Source organism: uncultured Methanofollis sp., assembly GCF_937919355.1.
Lineage (GTDB): Archaea > Halobacteriota > Methanomicrobia > Methanomicrobiales > Methanofollaceae > Methanofollis.
Genome location: NZ_CALFSA010000172.1, coordinates 16,090 through 34,212, shown reverse-complemented (window position 1 = coordinate 34,212; position 18,123 = coordinate 16,090). Strand labels below are relative to the sequence as shown.

General features: G+C 58.0%; 20 protein-coding genes, 2 tRNA genes and 3 rRNA genes. 7 read left to right on the top strand and 18 right to left on the bottom strand.

The window, feature by feature from the left end:
• The 7 genes from Q0520_RS08740 to Q0520_RS08710 all read left to right on the top strand — a co-directional run.
• A 23S ribosomal RNA gene (locus Q0520_RS08740) occupies positions 1-112 on the top strand; the annotation flags it as partial.
• A 72-nt stretch (positions 113-184) separates the two neighbouring features.
• A tRNA-Cys gene (locus tag Q0520_RS08735) sits at positions 185-256 on the top strand.
• Positions 257-261: 5 nt separating this feature from the next.
• A 5S ribosomal RNA gene (rrf, locus tag Q0520_RS08730) occupies positions 262-383 on the top strand.
• Between the two features lie 184 nt (positions 384-567).
• Positions 568-689, top strand: a 5S ribosomal RNA gene (rrf, locus tag Q0520_RS08725).
• 103 nt (positions 690-792) lie between these two features.
• Positions 793-1,593, top strand: a complete 801-nt coding sequence (locus tag Q0520_RS08720; protein WP_298668947.1) for a hypothetical protein — start codon at positions 793-795, stop codon at positions 1,591-1,593.
• A gap of 159 nt (positions 1,594-1,752) precedes the next feature.
• Positions 1,753-3,189: a phosphoenolpyruvate carboxylase gene (gene ppcA / locus Q0520_RS08715; protein ID WP_298668944.1), complete on the top strand. Its 1,437-nt coding sequence runs from the start codon at positions 1,753-1,755 to the stop codon at positions 3,187-3,189.
• A gap of 158 nt (positions 3,190-3,347) precedes the next feature.
• Entirely contained in the window at positions 3,348-3,917 is a 570-nt protein-coding gene (locus Q0520_RS08710) for a DUF2179 domain-containing protein (RefSeq protein ID WP_298668941.1), read from the top strand.
• On the opposite strand, the gene Q0520_RS08705 is transcribed toward Q0520_RS08710, so the two are convergent.
• The 18 genes from Q0520_RS08705 to Q0520_RS08620 form a co-directional block, all read right to left on the bottom strand.
• A complete protein-coding gene (locus Q0520_RS08705; protein ID WP_298668939.1) occupies positions 3,908-4,183 on the bottom strand; it encodes a DUF5671 domain-containing protein in 276 nt (91 codons plus the stop codon). The two genes, Q0520_RS08710 and Q0520_RS08705, sit on opposite strands and share 10 nt — an antisense overlap.
• Complete coding sequence (locus tag Q0520_RS08700) at positions 4,180-5,175, bottom strand: hypothetical protein (protein WP_298668936.1); 996 nt, start codon at positions 5,173-5,175, stop codon at positions 4,180-4,182. The genes Q0520_RS08705 and Q0520_RS08700 overlap by 4 nt, the downstream gene beginning before the upstream one ends.
• Before the next feature lie 109 nt (positions 5,176-5,284).
• The gene (locus Q0520_RS08695) at positions 5,285-6,571 is read right to left on the bottom strand and encodes a PQQ-binding-like beta-propeller repeat protein (RefSeq protein WP_298668933.1); all 1,287 of its coding nucleotides are present in this window, start codon (positions 6,569-6,571) and stop codon (positions 5,285-5,287) included.
• A gap of 26 nt (positions 6,572-6,597) precedes the next feature.
• Positions 6,598-7,128, bottom strand: coding sequence for a hypothetical protein (locus Q0520_RS08690; protein WP_298668930.1), 531 nt, complete (start codon positions 7,126-7,128; stop codon positions 6,598-6,600).
• Between the two features lie 303 nt (positions 7,129-7,431).
• Positions 7,432-9,111, bottom strand: a complete 1,680-nt coding sequence (locus Q0520_RS08685) for a glutamate--tRNA ligase (RefSeq protein WP_298668927.1) — start codon at positions 9,109-9,111, stop codon at positions 7,432-7,434.
• A 2-nt stretch (positions 9,112-9,113) separates the two neighbouring features.
• Positions 9,114-10,082: a polyprenyl synthetase family protein gene (locus tag Q0520_RS08680; RefSeq protein WP_298668925.1), complete on the bottom strand. Its 969-nt coding sequence runs from the start codon at positions 10,080-10,082 to the stop codon at positions 9,114-9,116.
• Positions 10,083-10,095: 13 nt separating this feature from the next.
• On the bottom strand, positions 10,096-11,433 hold the full coding sequence (locus tag Q0520_RS08675; RefSeq protein ID WP_298668923.1) for an RNase J family beta-CASP ribonuclease: 1,338 nt from the start codon (positions 11,431-11,433) through the stop codon (positions 10,096-10,098).
• A 21-nt stretch (positions 11,434-11,454) separates the two neighbouring features.
• Positions 11,455-12,498 (bottom strand): type 2 isopentenyl-diphosphate Delta-isomerase, encoded by a 1,044-nt coding sequence (gene fni, locus Q0520_RS08670; RefSeq protein ID WP_298668953.1) that lies wholly within the window; start codon positions 12,496-12,498, stop codon positions 11,455-11,457.
• A gap of 51 nt (positions 12,499-12,549) precedes the next feature.
• Complete coding sequence (locus Q0520_RS08665) at positions 12,550-13,305, bottom strand: isopentenyl phosphate kinase (protein ID WP_298668921.1); 756 nt, start codon at positions 13,303-13,305, stop codon at positions 12,550-12,552.
• Positions 13,298-14,167 (bottom strand): mevalonate kinase, encoded by an 870-nt coding sequence (gene mvk, locus Q0520_RS08660; RefSeq protein ID WP_298668918.1) that lies wholly within the window; start codon positions 14,165-14,167, stop codon positions 13,298-13,300. The genes Q0520_RS08665 and mvk overlap by 8 nt, the downstream gene beginning before the upstream one ends.
• Positions 14,168-14,169: 2 nt before the next feature.
• Positions 14,170-14,958 (bottom strand): AmmeMemoRadiSam system protein B, encoded by a 789-nt coding sequence (gene amrB / locus Q0520_RS08655; RefSeq protein WP_298668916.1) that lies wholly within the window; start codon positions 14,956-14,958, stop codon positions 14,170-14,172.
• Between the two features lie 14 nt (positions 14,959-14,972).
• Entirely contained in the window at positions 14,973-15,584 is a 612-nt protein-coding gene (gene rpsB / locus Q0520_RS08650; RefSeq protein WP_298668913.1) for a 30S ribosomal protein S2, read from the bottom strand.
• Between the two features lie 2 nt (positions 15,585-15,586).
• Positions 15,587-16,774, bottom strand: a complete 1,188-nt coding sequence (gene eno, locus Q0520_RS08645) for a phosphopyruvate hydratase (RefSeq protein WP_298668910.1) — start codon at positions 16,772-16,774, stop codon at positions 15,587-15,589.
• A 4-nt stretch (positions 16,775-16,778) separates the two neighbouring features.
• Positions 16,779-16,949 carry a DNA-directed RNA polymerase subunit K gene (locus tag Q0520_RS08640; protein WP_298668907.1) on the bottom strand — a complete coding sequence of 57 codons (171 nt, stop codon included), beginning with the start codon at positions 16,947-16,949 and terminating at the stop codon, positions 16,779-16,781.
• A 29-nt stretch (positions 16,950-16,978) separates the two neighbouring features.
• A tRNA-Pro gene (locus tag Q0520_RS08635) sits at positions 16,979-17,053 on the bottom strand.
• Positions 17,054-17,242: a DNA-directed RNA polymerase subunit N gene (locus Q0520_RS08630; protein WP_298668904.1), complete on the bottom strand. Its 189-nt coding sequence runs from the start codon at positions 17,240-17,242 to the stop codon at positions 17,054-17,056. It lies immediately after the preceding tRNA gene.
• A 32-nt stretch (positions 17,243-17,274) separates the two neighbouring features.
• Positions 17,275-17,676: a 30S ribosomal protein S9 gene (locus Q0520_RS08625; RefSeq protein ID WP_298668901.1), complete on the bottom strand. Its 402-nt coding sequence runs from the start codon at positions 17,674-17,676 to the stop codon at positions 17,275-17,277.
• Positions 17,677-17,689: 13 nt separating this feature from the next.
• Complete coding sequence (locus Q0520_RS08620) at positions 17,690-18,118, bottom strand: 50S ribosomal protein L13 (RefSeq protein WP_298668899.1); 429 nt, start codon at positions 18,116-18,118, stop codon at positions 17,690-17,692.
• Positions 18,119-18,123: the final 5 nt, after the last annotated feature.

Below are 18,123 nucleotides of genomic sequence, written 5' to 3'. Positions count from 1 at the left end.
AGAGACTCCGCTGAGGACATGGGTAAAAGACCCGCTTGATAGGCCTGGGATGTACGCATGAAGACCACGACATGTTCAGTCCGCAGGTACTAACGTCCAAATCCAGCTATCCGTTGAACCCAGACGAAATCCGTTGTGCATACCTTTAAACACTATAATGTGTAACATTATAGATAACACGGCTGCCAAGGTGGCGGAGAGGCTACGCGGTTGACTGCAGATCAACTACATCCCGGTTCGATTCCGGGCCTTGGCTTGGGTGATAGCGGCCATAGCAGTGGGGAAACACCTGGACTCATTCCGAACCCAGAAGTTAAGCCCACTCACGTATTACCGTGTACTGAGTTGCGCGAGCGCTTGGGAAAAGTAATTCGCTGCTATCCCCTTCCTTATGAAATGTGACTTTTCTTGGATTTTTTGTGTGTTTATCCTGAAGATATTGTTTGAGTTATTTAATTCTGTTTGATTGATACGTCTACTTTCCTGCTCTGGATTATTTATCTCTCTAAAATGAATTTTAACGCCCTTTTACATATCATTATATCCTATCATGCCGACTATATAGTGTATAGCGGCCATAGCAACAGGGAAACACCCGGACTCATTCCGAACCCGGTAGTTAAGCCTGTTCACGTATTGCCGTGTACTGAGTTGCGCGAGCGCTTGGGAAAAGTAATTCGCTGCTATACTTCCTCTATATCGTGAATCTGTACCTCTTTTGTTACTTATTTTCCTGCCAGGTCTGGCCATACATGTTTATACTGTGAATATATGTATGAAATGGAGGGGTATATGGTCGAGGAGGCAACCGGTCCATATGATCAGGAAAAAGAATTTGATTCTCTGCTTGAACTTCTCCCGGGTGTACTCTGGGGTCTGATATCCAGCATTATCCTCGATATAATTGGAGAGATGAACAATGTGGGCAAACTCTCTATTGTCCTTGGTATAGGACTCATCATTGCGGCCCTGAGAACAATCCGCCAGTCTGACCGCACACCAAGGAAACTGTCCCGACGAGTTATGAGAATACTGGCATGGGGACTTATCTTTGTTATTGTCCTCATCATTCTCGGTGGATTTATCCTGGGAATAAATCCTCTTGAACTGGTCTTTGTGATTGGCTGGATGATCCTGATGATCCTCGCCGTCCGTATTTCCTATACTGGTCCCGCATCTGGTTCAGTCGTACAAACACTTCTTCCCCATGCCGCCGCAATCAGTCTTGGTGCAGGTCTGGTCATTGGAGGCGCGCCTGTCGTCGAAGTCATCGGAGGAGGGCCATTTGAATTGACTGTCGTCAACAATTACCCGGACGAGTTAGCCTGTGACATCTCACTTATTCATTCCAGGATCACGATACCTCCGGGAGAAAGTAGAGTTCTTGTGCTGCCGGCAGTTGCCTGTACAGTCCAGCATGGTGGAGACGTGGTCTTGGTCAGAAGTGCCTATGGTATAGAGCATTCTTTTCCTGTAAAACCTGATATCATAATTGTCTTCGACGGTGATCGTATCGACCCCGGCGATTCGTTTGTTCTCTCTCCCTCGGGGCGGAGGGACCATACGCTGATCATTGCTTCTGCCAGTGCCTGATCCCTCTCTTCTCCCTCTTCGCTGGTAGGCACCATTATCAGGTACATCCTCACATATAATCTGGCACGCCGTCCATGACCGGCGTGACCACATCCTGGCACACTCCTTCCCGGGATGATGGTGATAGAAATGACAGATATTCCACGAATTCCACGGTGCATGAGCACGCAGCACCCGGACAACGTCCACCTTCCCTTCTTTGCCGAGACCTCAGAACTCGGCGGTGACGACGAGGTGCAGGAGGCATATTACAGTTACTCGCATCTTGGATGCAGGGAGCAGATGTGGGACTGTGAAGGCAAGGAGGTCGACAACTTCGTTGTCAAAAAACTCCTCTCCCGGTATGAATCCTTTTTCAGGGATAACCAACTTGGAAAAGACCTCTTTCTCACCCTGCGCGTCCCGAACCCCGAAGTTGAAAGGCCAGAGGCAAAGATCCTCCTTGAAACCCTGGAGAGCATCCCGCGCTCTTTTGACGTGGCCCACCTCTTTTCCGGGAACAATATCCCCCCGATCTATGAGGTGATCCTCCCGATGACCTCCTCGCACGTCGCCATCGACAACATCTACCAGTACTACTGTGATTTCGTCGTCGGGCAGCAGTATAAGCGTCTCGGTGGGAGGGATATGACTATCGCCGAGTGGATCGGTCCCTTCTCCCCGCAGAAGATCAATGTCATCCCCCTCTTCGAGGACGCACCAAGCATGCTCAATGCCTCCGGGATTGTCGGGCGGTACGTGCAGGACAAAGACCTGTCCTATCAGCGTGTTTTCCTGGCGCGCTCAGACCCTGCTATGAACTATGGCATGGTCCCGGCGATCCTCCTCAACAAGATCGCCCTCTTCCGCCTCCACCTCCTTGCCGAGGAGACTGGCGTTCCCATCTACCCGATCATCGGCGTCGGTTCGGCACCCTTCCGAGGCAACCTCCGTCCCGACACAGTCGAGCGCTGTGTCGCCGAGTACCCCGGTGTGCATACCTTCACCATCCAGTCGGCCTTCAAGTATGACTATCCCCTGGACATGGTCCGTAGTGCGGTCGCTGACCTGGAGGGTCAGCGCACAACCATTCCCCGCGAGATCGAGGAGGAGACAGCAGTCGCTCTCATCACGAAGTACACCAACGCCTACATGCAGGCAATCACCGGTCTCTCCGACCTCATCAACCGGGTCGCCACATTCGTCCCGAGCAGGAGAAAGAGGAAACTCCATATTGGCCTCTTTGGCTACTCGAGGAGTGCTGGCGGCATATCCCTCCCCCGTGCGATCACCTTCACCTCCGCGCTGTACTCGGTCGGCCTCCCGCCTGAACTCCTCGGCCTTGACGCTCTTGACTCCGACGAGATCGAGTTCCTCCGCGAGGTCTACGTCAACTTCGATGCCGACCTTGCCGACGCCGCCCGATACTTCGATCCCGAATCCGAGTACGTGCCCCCGTCCCTTGCAAAGGCTGTCCTCGACCTTGTTGATGTTGAACCCGATGAAGAGCACCGGGAGATTGCGGCATCCATCCGCAGTGCCCTGAAGGAGAACAGGACCGCAGACATCAGGTCTGGAATACTCAGGGCGGCCAATGCCCGGAAATTCCTTGGATAACCCTCTTTTTCGCAGTGTGCGCGAGCAGGGTCTTCGGCCACTTTTTCCTTCTGATCCCGGTATCCCGGACCTTTTTCTCTGCCTCAAAAGAACAGTGTTATAGGGATAGAACAGGATAATTGTCTGGTTCTGTCGCGTATTCTGGACGGTGAAAAGATATGGATGCTCTGCTCCTCGACTGGGTGCTCCTGCCCCTGCTGATCCTCTTTGCCCGGATCCCGGAGACGGTCCTCAAGACCCTTCGTCAGGTCTATGTCGGAAAAGGCCTGACGTACCCTGCGGCGGCGACAGGTGTCGGTGAGATGACAGTCTGGCTCCTCTCGACCGGGATCGTCCTCACCCACCTCACCAGCGTCGCCTGTATCCTTGCCTATATCGGTGGCTATGCCATCGGCACCGTCGTCGGGATGAACCTTGAACAGAGGATCAAGGTCGGCAATGTCATGGTGCGGATCATCGCGCGCGACGATGCCGACACCGTCGTCACCGAACTGCGGGAACAGGGTTTCGGCGTCACCCGCATCGACGGATCCGGTTGTTGCGGCTCACGCGTTGCCGTGCTCTTCACCATCGTCCCGCGCTCTGTGCTCCAGACCCTCCTTGACACACTGAAGACCTGTCATCCCCAGGACATCTTTGCCATCGAAGATGTCAGGACAGTCAAGGATGGTGTGCACCTCTATCATAAACCCGAAAAGAAAGGTATTCTTGCGTGGTTTCAGCGGTGAGCATCACCCTCTTCCCTCTTTTTTTCGTCCCTCCTGAGCATATGCCAGTGATATACCCAGACGACGAAGCCGACGAGGAGCATTGCCGCCGCTCTGGTGAAGCCGGGATAATAAGGAGGCGGTTGCGGGTACGGTGCCGGCGGCGGATAAACGAATGCCTCCAGCAGGACCGTGCAGACATCGACCGCACCGATGACCATCACGAGGAGGGAGAGGAAGGTGACGGCATAGAGATATGCTCTCCATGCAGTGACCCCGTCCTTCATCCCTCCTCCCTCCTCTTCCAGACAACATATGCCGCGCCGCCGAGGGCCAGAAGGGTGAGGGATGCCGCGAATCCCGGCTGGGTCGGTCCTGCCCGTCCCCCCTCCACGATCCTGAACTGCCCGACCTGCACCTCTCCGGGCACAGGGGTCGGTGCGGCGGTGACGGCTATTGTGGGTGGCTTCGTCACTTCCCCTGTCTCTCCTCCGGTGGAGGACTGCGACGGAGCCAGGGTCACGCGCCCTGTGCCGCTCGTGATGAGGGCGCCGTTCTCGAAGACCTCGATCCCGATCTCGTAGTCATAGCCATTCGGGACAGTGACGCGGATGCTCCTTTCCGTGGACGCATTCCCGGCAATGGTCCCGAGAACTGTCGACTCCCGTGCTGCCGTGATCCCTTTCTGTAGATTATATGCCTTCACCTTCGCCTCGACCTGACCAGAGGGGGAGAGCCCGATATTCTCCAGGCCCAAGAAGATGTCCAGGGTGATGGGATCGGTATCCAGATCAGGAGTCATGACGTCGAGGGACGTGACTGCAAGGAGGGAGCGGGCGACCGTCTTCGCATGGGCGGTGCGGTCGGGGAGGTAGACTGTGACCGAACCTGTCACCTGCCTCCTCCCGTCCTGCCAGACAGAGACCCAGATATCATATTTATGCCCGTTTTCGAGTGTCATCGGGATCTCCTCAGTATGTGTTTTCCCGGCCTGCAGGGTCAGTCCTGCTACGCGTTTCTCGGTGACGACGATGTCTGTACCGGCATATTTCGCGCTCACCTGGACCTCGACATTCTCCAGGTCATTATACAGAGCGTCGATATAGGGGATAACCGCGATTGCAGTGGTATTCGAGGGGGGCTGGCCCTGCGGGACGACGATGTCCATATCGGCGATGGTAACGTAGCCTCCTGTCTGCGACTGCGATGGGGAGGTGCACCCGGCCGTGGATGCGAGGCAGAGGAGCACGATGATGATCCCCACTTCATATCGGTTCATTTCGATCACACCGTCGTCTTTGGGCCAGCGATCCTTAAATGTTCTTCTAAATATACCCTTGGCATTATCCTATGGATATCGCCCGGGGAAAAGAAAAGAGGGTGGTTTATTATCTTCTCATCAGGAGGAGAGCACCCGCGATGCTGAGACCCGCAAGGACGGTCAATGGCAGGGCAGCGGCGCGGGTCGGTGTCGTCGCCGTCGGCGTTGCCGACGGCACGAGGGTGGCATTTATCATGGCCGTCGCCCCTGCCTCGACGGAGAAGTTTCCGCTCCATGCATCGTGACCACTGAGTTCAAGGATGACAGTGTGGTTTCCAGCCTCAATGTCGGGCACGGTGACCGGCGTCCTGCCCACATAGAGGTTGTCGATGAGGACTGCCGCACCCGCCGGCACCGAGGAGACGGCAAGTGTTCCTGTTATAGCGACGTTCGTAGGCGTGGTGACCGTAGTAACTATCGGTGGTGTCGGTTCTGGCGGGAGGGTGTACAGACTGACACCGCCATATGATGTCCCGGAGGCGATCCTGGTACCGTCAGGGGTGATGGCCACGCCCCGCACTGCCGATCCCATCCCACTCTTCCAGGCGACAGCACCGCTCCTGTCGAAGAGATACAGGGTCTGGTCGAGGGACCCTGCGGCGATCTTTTCCCCGCCTTTGCTCGCCGAGACTGCCGTGACCGACCCCATGGTCGGTACGCTCCAGAGAAGTGTGCTGTTTACATCGAAGAAGAGGACACGCGTGTCGGCCGATCCTGCTGCCACAAATGTTTTGTCAGGCGATATAGAAACCCCGAGCACGTCCGCGCGAGTCACCTGTGACCAGAGGAGCGAACCTTCCTGTCCGAAAAGATAGACTTTGTCGTCCTGCGATCCGGCAGCGACGAGGCCGCCGTCAGGTGCGACCGCAACACCGAAGACGTCCCCGTTCGTGTGGTACGACCAGAGGACTTTTCCCTCTCCGTCGAAGAGGTAGACTCTGTCATCTGAACACCCTGCGACGACGTATTCTCCTCCATCGGCGACCGCAACAGCATAGGCACGGCCGGGAAGGGGTGCACTCCACCTGAGGTCGCCGGACCTGTTGTAGAGATAGACCCTGTTGTCTGATGACGCCGCGCCGATCGCAGTCCCGTCGGGAGCGATGGATACACTGTTTACGGTTGCCTGTGCGCTTTTCTGCCACACGAGACTTCCGGAGGCGTTGAGCAGGGTGACCTTTGCGTCGTCACCGCCCGCGGCGACGATTGATCCGTCTGCGGAGGTGGAGACGCCCCGCAGGATCGCCGGTGCTGTGTAGGTCCAGTCCATGACCATCTCTGCCGTCGCCACCCCACAGAGAAAACAGAGGGAGGTTGCCAGGAGGAGAACCCCGACCAAGCTTGCTTTTTTCATGGATGGAGATATCGGGGCTGGTCTATTTAAGATCGGCGCATTAAAACCGCTGCTACCAGACTGATAATGACCCCGGCAGCACCCCACGGTGCCTGTGTCGGGTTCGGGGTCGCTGGCGGTGGGACCATCGTCGTCGCCGGAGAAGGTGCGGCCGCCGTGACCTCGCTCGCCGTCTCGCTGGTGATCGTGAAGGTTCCGCTTGCCGTGGCGTCTCCTCCCACCCACTCGACGGTGATGGTGTAGGCCTCGGGCGGGAGCATCTCAAAAGTGTAAGCCCAGGTGTTGTAGGGTTCTCCTGCCTCCACCTCCACGGTGCCGCTTGACCCGTAGAATGGCCGTGATGTCTCCTTCGATGTCGCCCCAAAGCCTGAGGAGACGATATCGACGAGAAGTTCATTGCCCGGTGCGATGTTCGTCGTCCCTCTGGCGGTGAGGGTTCCATCAGGGTTAATCTCCACATCCCCGATCTCCAGGGATGCCGCCGTTGCCCCTGCCGCCTGGACAAGGAGGAGTATGGCTGCAGTGATAAGGAGGAGGCTGATAGTTCGCATGGGCATGTGTGCGATATAGTGACGTATATACTGTGCGGAAGTTGAGCACGGCACAAAGTCGATCCTCATGCGGAACATCTCTCCTCATTACTCCTCATTATGGAATGGGGCAGACTTCTGCATGTTGCAGCGTTTATCTTCCTCTGTCCCATCCTATTTTCGGGAGTCCTGGGACAGTGGTCTCCCGGGAGAATGCGGAGGGAAAAGTGGCGGATCTGCAGTGTCGCCAGCTCGTTTTTTGGGGCTTGTAGCCTCCTCTCACGGAGCAAAAAATCCTCAGAACCCGGAAAAAAAGAAAAAGATGTTTCTTCACCGGTGGGAGAAGTAACCCACGACGCCCTTCTCGTCGGCCCTGTCGATCCTGACAAAGCCGACCCGCTCAAACTGGACGGTCTTCCCCGCATACCCCGCGACCGCGGGTTCGCAGAGGCCGGTGAGCGTGCCCGCCGGAGTGAGGACGGTGCAGGAGATACCCTTTTCCGCGGGGAGCCACTGGACGATCGGGGCCTTCGCCGCCCGCGCCGCTGCGAGGTCGTCGCCGGCATAGACTGCCCGACTCTCACCTTTCATCTCGATATTGAAGAGGTCCTTCAGCCTGATCATCCCGGCCCCGGCGATATCCGCCTTCGGCATGACGGCCGCACCCTCAAAGGTGAGTTTGCGCACTCCCCGCGCCTCATTGCCGGGGTACAGGGGGACCTCGGCCGTCTGTGCCGGTGCACCCTCGACTGCCACCTGCACCGGGTCTGGCACAAAGAAGAAGCGGTCTGAGGACGGGTCGACGATCGCCTTGTTCTTTGCGTACAGGTTATCCCAGGAGAAGGAGATATCGGTCTCGCCAATACCGAGGTCAAGGACCGCCTCCTTCACTGCCTCGGGCTCAATACCCCTGCGTGCGATCGCGCGCAGGGTGCCGAGGTGGACATCGTCCCAGCCCGTATATGTCCCCGCCCTGATCCCCTCGTGCATCGACGAGGTCGAGAGGACGACCCCCTCGATACCCATCCTGCCATAGTGACGGTACACCGGTGCCTTCCAGCCGAAGTAGTCGTAGATATACTGCTGGCGACGGGTATTCGCAATGTGGTCCTTGCCCCGGATCACGTGGGTGATCCCGAGGAGGTGGTCATCGGCCACGACAGAGAAGTTCATCAGGGGATAGACGCGGGCATCGATCCGCGGGTGGGCCGGACTGTCGACGATCCTGAAGATAGAGAAGTCGCGCATCGCCGGGTCGGGGTGTGCGAGGTCGGTCTTCACCCGCACGGTCACCTGCCCCTCGGCAAACTTCCCGCCAAGCATCTGGTCCCAGAGTTCAAGGTTCTCCTCGACAGTGTGGGACCTGCACGGGCATGCCGTCTTTGCGAGTTTCAGTTCCCTGAACCTCTCTGCGTCGCAGGTACAGACATAGGCCCCGCCGAGTTCGATGAGTTGCCGGCAGAGGTCGTAGTAGATCTCCATCCTGTCACTCTGGTAGACGATATCGGTGATCCCCAGGCCCATCCACCTGATATCCTCCTGGACCATCTCGTAGGCCTCAGGGACCACCCGCCGCGGGTCGGTGTCCTCGATGCGCAGGACATACCGCCCGCCGTACCTCTTCACGTAGGCGTCGTTCAGGAACGCTGCACGGGCATGCCCGAGGTGGAGGGGACCGGAGGGGTTGGGGGCAAAACGCATCACCACACCGTTTTCGGCGCCTTCGAGAGGAGGCAGTTCCTTCTTCGTCTCCTTCTTGACCTCGTTCATCTCGGCCACGAGTTCCGGTGCAATCTCCTGGAGTTTTGCCTGCCAGGCATCCTCCGGCAGGGCGGCGACCTCGTCGAGCACCCCGGCGAGGAGGCCCGGGATCTCCTTCGCGTGCGGGCGGAGTTCCGGGTGGGTGCCGAGCACCTTCCCCATCACTGCCTTTGCATTCGGTACATTCCCATGCTTCACCGCGTTCTGGAGCGCGTAGATGTACAGGACTCTCCTGATCTCTGTGTCCATCTTTAGAAACTCCGTGTCAGGAAATAATCTGCGATCTCCTCAAGATATGTCCGTTCCTTCGACGCTGGCAGGACCGAGAGCGCACGCTTTGCCGTTGCAACCCTCTCCTCCGCGGTCCGCCGCACCTCGTCGATAACCCCTGCCTCTTCGAGTTCGGCGATCGCAGCGTCGATCTCCGCACCGGTGAGAGTATGGTGATACTTCGAGAGGTCGAGGCCCTTCTCCCGCGCCGTGATGGCGATGAGAGTCTGTTTCCCCTCACGGAGATCGGATGCCCGGTCCTTCCCGCTTTTTTCTGGCGGAGCCAGGAGGTCGATGAGATCGTCCTGGATCTGGAAAGCGATCCCGGCATTCATGCCGTACTGGTAGAGGGCGTCCACCTGCATGGCATTCCCGCCGGCAAGGGTCCCGCCGATCGCTGCCGCCGCCGCGTACAGGGCGCCGGTCTTCTTCCCGGCCATCTCTATATAGTCTGCCGCCTCGACCTCGGCGTCTTTCTGCTCGAAGGTCATGTCCTGGTGCTGCCCCTCGCAGATCTCTGTGCAGGTCCGGGCAAGGAGGGTCACCGCCTTCACCCGCGCCCTGTCATCGGCGAGGGCATGGGTGATGTACTCAAAGGACTTCGCATACAACACGTCGCCCGCCAGGATCGCCGTCGGTTCGTCCCATTTCGTGTGGACCGTCGGAACGCCCCGGCGCGTTGCGTCCCCGTCCATGATATCGTCGTGGATGAGAGTGAAGGTGTGTGTCATCTCAACCGCGATCGCTGCGGAGATCAGGTCATCGGCACGCCCTGGTTTCACGGCGTTGGCGGCCAGAAGCAGCACCGCCGGGCGCAGGCGCTTGCCACCTGCGAGCAGGAGGTGTGCGCTCGCCTTGTAGAGGTCGCCGAATACGTCTCCAAAATTCCGCTCGAGCGCGATGTCGACCTGCTCTGCGGTTTTCTCAAGATAGGTCTTCAGATCACTCATGACAATACCTCGGTTATTTTAACAGAATCCTCTGCCCGTTTCTGAGCAGGTGGATGTCGTTGTTCAGGGTGTAGCCGCACTCCTCGGCAAACCGCACGTACTCCCCGGTCATGTTAATGTTGCCGTGAGACGGGATGATGTGCTGGGGGTTCAGGAGGTGGACCAGTTCATAGTGGTCTTCCCGGTAGGCGTGACCGCTCACGTGGAGGTCGTCGAAGATCCTGGCCCCCTTCATCTTCAGGAGTGTCTCGACGAGGTGGCGCTGTCCATAGTTCATGGGGTTCGGGATCACCTTGGCCGAGAAGAGGATCTTGTCACCCTTTTCGACCTTGTACGGCGTGTCCCCCTGGGCGATCCGTGTCAAGATAGCCCCGCTCTCACCCTGGTGACCGGTGACGATTGGCATGAACTTGTCCTTTCCGGTCTTCATGATGTGCCGTAGCGTGCGGTCCACAGTCCGCCTGTTCCCGAAAACCGAGAGACTCTGGGGGAATGCGACCAGTTTGAGCTGTTCGGCCGCCGTCGAATACCTTTCCATCGAACGACCGAGGAGGACGGGTTTCCTCCCTATCTCGTGAGCGCACTCGGCTATTGTTTTGATACGCGCGATATGAGAGGAGAAGGTCGAGACAATGATAGCGTTCTTGTCGTCCTCGTAACTTGTGATAGTATCCCTGACAAGGTCGCGTGCAATCCGCTCGCTCGGGCACCTCCCCGACTTCTCGATGTTCGTGCTCTCGACGATTAGGGCAAGCACCCCCTCCTTCCCGATCTGGCGGAGACGGGCGAAGTCGGGCGGTTCGCCGATCACAGGTGTTCTATCGAGTTTGAAGTCGTTCGCGTAGACGATGGCACCGTCTTTCGTGTGCAACACTGCCATCACCGTGTCGATGATCGAGTGCTGCATCTTGACGAACTCGAGGGTGAGGTTCGGGGAGATGCGGTATCTATGACCTGCCTTAAGCACCTGGATCTTGTTGTTAACCCCGAACTTCTGCTCGCCCTGGATCTGCTGTTTGATCAGTTCGGCGGTATACGGCGTCCCGATAATGGGTGCGTTGTACCTGTGCGCGAGTTTCGGGATAGCCCCGATATGGTCGAGGTGGCCGTGCGTGCAGACGATCGCCTTCACGCTCCCCTCCACCGTGTTCATCATGGTGTCGTCGGGGATGGCTTTCATCTCGATCAGGTCGAGGGAGTGCATATTCTCGATCTCCGCGTCCTCGTGGATCATGATCTGGTCGAGCCTGATGCCCATGTCGAAGATGACGATCTCCTTCCCGCAACGGACGGCAGTCATGTTCCGGCCGACTTCGTTATACCCGCCCACTGCAACAATTTCTGTATCCATGTTTATTCTCCATGTGAATCCTTATTCTTCGAGCATCTGCCGGGTTGTACCGGTGATATATGCCCGTTTCTTCCTGAGATCGGCAACATTGCCGGATCCGGTGAGGAACATCGCGGCCCGTAGTTCCTGAAGGATCATTGATACGGTTGCCGTAAGCGCCTCTTCTCCGTCCATCGCAGGTTTCAGCAGGGGCAGGGCCATTCCGCCGAGGTCGGCCCCGAGTGCGAGGGCCTTTGCGATGTCTATCCCATTCCGCACGCCTCCCGTGGCGATCACCGGGCCTTTTCCCGCCACTTCATGGAGGCTTACCACGGTCGGGATACCCCAGTCGAGGAATGCCGTCCCGAGTGCACGCAACCGCTCATCTTCAGCCCGCTCAATCTCGACCGCTGCCCAGGAGGTGCCGCCGAAACCGCCGAGGTCGATCGCCGCGGCGCCGGCCCCCCAGATCTGGTCCGCCGTTTCCTTCGAGATTCCCGCACCGGTCTCCTTGACTATCACCGGCGTCTTGAAGTCCTTGCAGAGGTCGGTGATGGCGGCGAGACAGCCGCGGGCATTGTGGTCTCCTTCAGGCTGGATTGCCTCCTGCAGGAAGTTCAGGTGGACGCAGAGAGCGTCAGCCTCGATCATCTCCACCGCGCGCTCGGCCCACTCTGTCCCGTGTTCTCGCAACTGTACAGCGCCGAGGTTAGCGCAGAGAAAGGCATGCGGCGCCTCGTCGCGGACGACTGAAAAACTCTCTGCGAGTTCGGGGTGTTCGAGGGCGGCGCGTTGCGACCCGACACCCATGGCAAGGCCAAATTTCTCTGCGACCCGTGCGAGCCGCCTGTTAACCCCGGTCGTTGCCGGGTGGCCACCGGTCATGGCGGCGATGAAGAGCGGCGCCCCGAGACGTGCCCCGAGAAATCTGATCTCGGGCCTGATCGCGTCAAGGTCGAGCTCTGGAAGGGCTGCATGCACCAGCCTGACGTCTTCAAAGCCTGCGCTGCCGACCTCGACCTGCCTCTCACAACAGATCCGCAGATGGTCCAGCTTCCGCGAGGACGTCTGTGTACTTTCTCTTATATGAATTCCTCCTGTTCTCTGGTGTGCCTGTCCCTGTCCAGTTCTTCCCTTTCACTTTCTGACGATCGTGCCCCCGTGATCCTTTCTGTCGAGGAATGCGGCCGTCCGGGAGACATGGAATATGTGCGATTCGATTCCCGCATCTGCGAGAGCGAGGAGTTCCGTGATCTTCCCTTTCATCCCGCCGGTCACGTCGGTGTTTTCCGAGCACCCGATAGACAGACGTCCTACTGTGTCCCTTGTGATCACCGGAACCACCGCGCCGTTGTCCAGGACGCCGGGCACGTCGGTTGCAAGGCCGACGCGAACCGCTCCAAGGGCCACGGCAAGGTACCGGATGATCTGATCGCCTGAAATGATACAGGCACCACGACTCGCGTCCATCACCACATCGCCATGGAGGACCGGGGTGACACCGAGCCGCACCAGTTGTGCAATAGGTAGGTGCTCACAGGATATGAGATGTCTGTTATCGGCACGGCATCCGGCCAGGGGGGGGATGCCGACAGCATCAACGCCGTGCTCCCTTAACGCGGCAACGACCGCCCTGTTGAGGCCGGTAACCGCCTCGTGGGTGACGGCTATTCCTTCCTTGTTTGCAGGGCCGACACCGTCCTGAATATGGTATCGGGCAGCCTCGGGATGGCCGCACGACCCGGCCCCGTGGACCAGGACAAGCCTGAGGTCTGGTCTTTTCGCGATCTCTCGGGCGAGTGCGGCAAGGCGGGCGTGATCGATAGTCCCGGACCCGGCCTTATCGGTAATGATACTCCCGCCGAATTTTAAGAGAATAATCTTTTCATCCATCTTTCTCTTTGCGTATACCGGTTGTGTCGATGGTGGTGATGATTGACTTTGCGCCTGTGGCGTCCATCGCCCCGGCGACCCGACTCTTTGCATGTTTCGGGCAGAGCGCCACCATACATCCCCCTCCGCCGGCACCTGTGATCTTCGCCCCGAAGGCCCCGGCCGCGCGGGCGGTCAGGACAAGTTTGGAGAGAGCGGGGTGGCCGATCCCGAGGGCCTCGAGGAGGGCGTTGTTGATGTCCATGCAATGGCCAAGTTGCTGGGGTTTGTTCATGCACTTGATCGCCTGCATGGTCACCGCCCCGATCGAGTCCATGACCGGGTTGACGATGGCAGGGTGCTTCTGGTGCATCTGTGCCACGTGCTCCACCATCTTTGCTGTCGAATGGGGGACCAGGGTGTTGCCGATGACGAGGTGGAGGTTCTGCGGTGGCAGGCGCCGTTTCGACCCCTTCGTGATCAGGACGATCCCGCCAAAGGTCGTCACATAGGTGTCTGTTGGGCTCGCCCTCCCTTTCTGGACTTTCCTCTCGATCGCAAAGGCACGCTCTGCAATCTCATCCTTCGTAAAGCCGAGGTTGAATTCGTCTGAGATGGCGGCGAGGGTGGCGGTGGTCACCGCCGCCGATGAACCAAGCCCTGACGAACTGGGGAGTTGCGACCTTATATATACACTCCCCTGCACACCGGTCGAACGGAAACACTCGTCGATATAAGGTGAACGGACCGGCGTGGGGTTCTTTGCCCTCCTCACTGTCACCGCAACGCGTGGCCTGATCGCCATTGCCACGCCTGGCTTCCCATAGACAACAGCGTGTTCTCCAAAAAGAAAAACTTTGCCGGGGGCGCTCCAGGTCGCCAAATTTACACCACCGCTATGGCAGCATATCCGACGACAAGGGGGTCGCCGGTCACGTCCCCGCTTGTGGTATAGGTGAGCAACTTTGCTTCGGTTGCGCCGAGTGCCGTGCAAACAAGGGTCATCGTTGCGATCGGGCCGTAGCCGCATGCGCTGACATCCAGATACTCAATCTTCCGGTAAAACTCGGGGACATCAAGTGTCTTCAATGCCTCGATTGCCTGCAGGTCAACGTGGTGCGCGAGTTTCTCCGGGACATAGTGGGAGAAGTCGCTGGAGGCGACAATCCGCACTTCGTGGCCGGTCTTCTTCACGGCGGCGATAATTGCCTTTGCAAGTTTCTCAGCACTCCTGAGGCTCTGATCGCCCATCATGATCGGTGCGATCCTGGCCCGTGGGAAGTGATACTTGATGAAAGGCACCTGGACCTCGATCGAGTGTTCGGTGGCGTGTGCATCGTCGTCGATCGGTATGCCTATGGCCTCCACGAGGTCGACGTCGACGTCCACAATGCCCAGAGGGGTCTCCCAGGGTATTGCCGACGCTGAAGTCGTAAAACCGTGGTGGCTTGGCCCGATGATGATGAATGTCCCGTCAAAAGAGGGGGGTATGGCGGCATAAGCCCGTGCCGCCACGGCACCGGAATACGGGTAGCCTGCATGGGGTGCAACGATCCCGAGGGCAGCAGGCATATCGGCTGTCTGTTCCGGGTTGACCATACTGAGGAACTGCTCGAGATGAGCGGGGTCTCCCGGATAGAACATGCCTGCGACGGTGCATGCCCTCGTCTGCATCTCTCTTCCTCCTTTTACAGTTCTGTCTCGAAGTCCTCGAGGGTATAGGAAGTGGGAACACCGCGGATGCGGAGGATCTCCCTGGTAAGGAGATAGTAGATGAGGGAGAGTGCCTTTCTGCCCTTGTTGTTTGTCGGGATGACCATGTCGAGGTTGCTGGTCATGTTGTTAGTGTCGCAGAGGCCGATGACAGGGACACCGTTCTGAACTGCTTCCTTGATCGCCTGTACGTCGCCCATCGGGTCGGTGACAATGACGACTTCAGGTTCCACGTAGCCGCGGAAGCTCGGGTTGGTCATGAGGCCGGGGATGTACCGCCCGATAGCCGCAGTGCCTCCGATAGCATCGGCGAATTTCTTTGCCGGGTACTGGGCGTACTGGCGGGATGCCACGACGAGGATCTTCGGAGCGTCATAGCCAGCAAGGAACTTCGCTGCGGTCTTGATACGCTCATCTGTTGCTCTGATGTCAAGGATGTACAGTCCGTCCCCGCGCACGCGGAAGATGAACTTCATCATGTCCTGGCTCTTCTGCTGTGTGCCGATGTGAACCCCTGCAGCAAGGTAATCTTCCACCGGGACGAGGGGCTCGTTCAGCACAATTTCCATCTCAGTCTCTTCAGCCATGTTTAGATCAGCTCCTCAATACGTATCAGTTCGTTTAATTTTGCAATTCTTTCTCCGCCCACAACCCCCGATTTCAGCAACCTGCATTCGAATGCGGTGGCGAGATGGGCGATGGTTTCGTCGGTCGTCTCTCCGGACCGGTGGCTCATCACTGTGTCCATGCTGTGGGATTTTGCCAGGTGGACAGCTTCAAATGTATCGGTCAACGTCCCGATCTGGTTGGGCTTGATCAATACGCAGTTCGAGGCATTCGTCTCAATCCCGCGCATGATCCGCTCGGCATTGGTGACATAGAGGTCGTCGCCGCAGATCAGGCACCTGTCACCGACCTGTGCTGTGATGCTTGCAAAGCCTTCAAAGTCCTCCTCGACGAGGGGGTCTTCGACATAGGCAAGATTATAGCGATCCACCAGGTCTGTGATATAAGCGATCTGCTCTTCGGTCGTCCTCTTCCTGTCGCTGTACACATAGGCGTTTCCGTTCCACATCTCGCTGGATGCGACGTCGACACCCATGTCAATCGCAAAGTTCAGTTCGTCGGAGACAGCGCCGATTGCTTCGTTCAAGATCTCAAATGCCTCTGCGTCGGAGACCCTCGGTGCCCATGCACCTTCGTCGCCCTTTCCGCATCCCTTGCCCGCCTTGACGAGCAGATCCTTTACCTTCTTGTGGACGGCGGCGTTTGCGAAGACCGCTTCTTCTGCGCAGGACGCACCGTTCGGGATTACCAGGAACTCCTGGATGTCGGTGGCGTTTGTGGCATGAGCCCCGCCACCGATGACATTGCCAAGGGGCAGGGGGGTCTTCCGGGCGAAGGCCCCGCCAAGGTACCGGAAGAGAGGGACGCCAATAGAGTTCGCCGCAGCCTTCGCACATGCAAGGGAGAGTGCGACAGCGACGTTTGCGCCGATGTTCGAAAAGTCAGGTGTCCCATCGGCTTCATGAAGGGCCCTGTCAAATCCAGCCTGATCTGCAGCGTTCATCCCGATGAGTGTCGGGACAAGGTGCTCGCGTGCAGCGGGAACCGCCTCGCGCGGTGACCTGACCTTTGCCTCCCATGTCCCGGTGGATGCGCCGCTCGGCGCAGCTGCCCGGCCAAATCCGCAACAGGTATAGATCTCCGCCTCGACGGTCGGGTTCCCTCTGCTGTCCAGAATAGTCCTCAGTACGATCTGTTCAATATCGGTCATCAGATCACGCCTTTTTCTTTACCGTAATGGGGATCCGATCGTCCTCGAATTCTTCAAGTGCGATGTTGAGGGGATCAACACTGCTCGTCTGGATCAGGACCGGGGCACCCATTGAGATCTGGAGCGCACGGGCTCCTATGATCCGTGCTTTCTCATAGCGAGTATATTGGTCCATGATACATCCTCAAAACATATAATAGATAATGGGGTCGCTGAGATTCGAACTCAGGTCAGAGCGTCCCGAACGCCCTAGGATAGTCCAGGCTACCCCACGACCCCTCACTGATACGGGTTGATGTCGTCCACGATCTCCTTGTGAGTGAGCAGCATCCGTCTGCAGCAGTAGCGATCTAAACCGAGATCGTCGAGGATCTGTTTGGGATCCTCGCCTGCATCCCGCCGCTTTTTGAACTCCATCCAGGAAGAGGAGATCACTTTGCCGCATGTAAAGCATCTGACCGGGATCATATCTCGATTTTCCTCTATGGTGTTTGTCTGGCTCACCGATAAGACTTTTGGAACTTCGCGCGTGCGCCCGGGCCGTGTGGCTTCTTGGCCTCTTTCTGCCTCGAATCATTGACGAGGAGAGTGCGGTCATAGTTGATGAAGGTGTCCTTGACCTTCGGATCGTTGGTCCACTCCAGGATCCCGCGGGCGAGTGCAGTCCTGACAGCCTCGGCCTGGCCCATCATCCCGCCCCCGCTCACTTCGATGGCGACGTCAACGTCATCGATGGAGTTCGGGATAAGGTTGAGCGGCTCGGAGATCTTCATGCGCACCAGTTCGGTTCCATAGATCTCGAGGGGCACGGAGTTGATCCGTATCCGCCCGTTCCCTTCCTTGAGGGTCGCCCGTGCGACTGCGGTCTTTCTCTTACCACTTGTATTTACGACCTTTGCCATCTCTTACTCACCTTCAGTATTTGGCCCCGAGTGTGGTGCTGATCTCGCCGAGGGTGACAAATCTCGGGTTGTTCAGCCGCTCGATCCCTGCGTTCTCGATGGTCTCAAACTCGGCTTCCTTGCCCTGGAACTCAACCGGGACGCCGACATAGGCCATGATGTTCCTGAATGCCTCGGCTCCCCGCTGGCGCTTGTACGGGAGCATGCCGCGGATCGTCCGCCTCATGATGTGGTCCGGTCTCCTCGGGAAGAACGGACCGCCTTCGCGTGAACCCCGCTGGCGTTTCTGGTAGTAGTCCCCGAGCACCATGGCGCGGTGACCGGAAACGATTACCTTCTCGACGTTCACGATGGCGAACTTCTCGCCCTGAAGTGAGCGCTGTGCGACTGTGCTTGCAAGCCGCCCAAGGAGCAGTCCTTCTGCATTGATGATCGTCACCATGGTTC